Source organism: Vibrio sp. Vb0598 (genome assembly GCF_033338935.1).
Classification (GTDB): Bacteria; Pseudomonadota; Gammaproteobacteria; order Enterobacterales; family Vibrionaceae; genus Vibrio; species Vibrio alginolyticus.
In genome coordinates this window covers 1-1,004 of record NZ_JAWOTP010000336.1, presented here as the reverse complement: position 1 = coordinate 1,004, position 1,004 = coordinate 1, and the positions used below count along the sequence as shown (strand labels likewise).

Sequence of the window (1,004 nt, the reverse complement as noted above, 5' to 3'; positions counted from 1 at the left end):
ATGTGTTCCACGTTACGATGCAGCTCTTCTGTTACCGAGCTTTGCTCGCTGCAAGCACTCGCAATTTGAATGCTCATTTCAGCAATGTTATCTGCGCCTTTTTCGATTTGGTCGATGGTTGCACCGGCTTTTTGTGCTTGCTCAACGCACTCTTGAATCAAATCGCTGCTGTTGTTTGTTGCTGAAACGGCACTCTTCGAACAATTTTGCAGTTTAGAGATGATCGTGATGATCTCTTCGGTTGAAGCTTGAGTGCGGCTTGCTAGCGTTCTCACTTCATCCGCTACGACGGCAAAACCACGGCCTTGTTCACCAGCGCGCGCAGCTTCAATGGCAGCGTTTAACGCAAGCAAGTTAGTTTGCTCTGCGATGTCTTCAATCACTTTAATCACTGCGCCAATTTTCTCGCCATGAGCACCAAGGTGATTCATCTGAACCGACATGTCCGCCATTTGCTTCGATACCTGTTGAATGCTCTCTACCATTTCAACAATGACCGTACGGCCTTGCTCGGCTGTGGCTTCTGATTTACGAGCTTCTTCAAACGTAGACGCACCTTGTTCCGCCACTTGTGAAATGGTCAAACTCAGCTCTTCTGCTGCCGTTGCGATAAGGTTCGCTTTGTCGGCTTGGCTACTCGCACCAGAAACAATGTCTTGGCTAACAACAGACAGCTCACTCGTGACCGACTTAACTTCTTCAGACACGACTGAAATAGAGCCGATCAACCCCGTTAAAGATGCCTGCATTTTATTTAAAGAGGTCGCTAAGTTAGAAAGCTCATCACCCGATTCGTCTTTGATAGGAGAAGCTGTCAAATCGCCTTCCGCCACGCGTTGTGCCAAAGTATCCAGTGCGGTCAAACGCCCTGTGATTGAATTAGACAACAAGTATGCAATGAACACTGTTGCGATCGCCGCAAGCGTACCTAGCGCGTAAATGGTGTTCTCAATATCGTTGAATGAATCGGTCAATTGGAGAAGCGCATCATGTGTGCTTTGTCG

At 47.9% G+C, this 1,004-nt stretch carries 1 protein-coding gene; it reads right to left on the bottom strand.

From position 1 onward, the window contains the following. Nucleotides 1-1,004 (bottom strand): methyl-accepting chemotaxis protein (locus R7Q38_RS25115; RefSeq protein WP_318114768.1); only part of this gene is annotated, 1,004 nt, incomplete at both ends.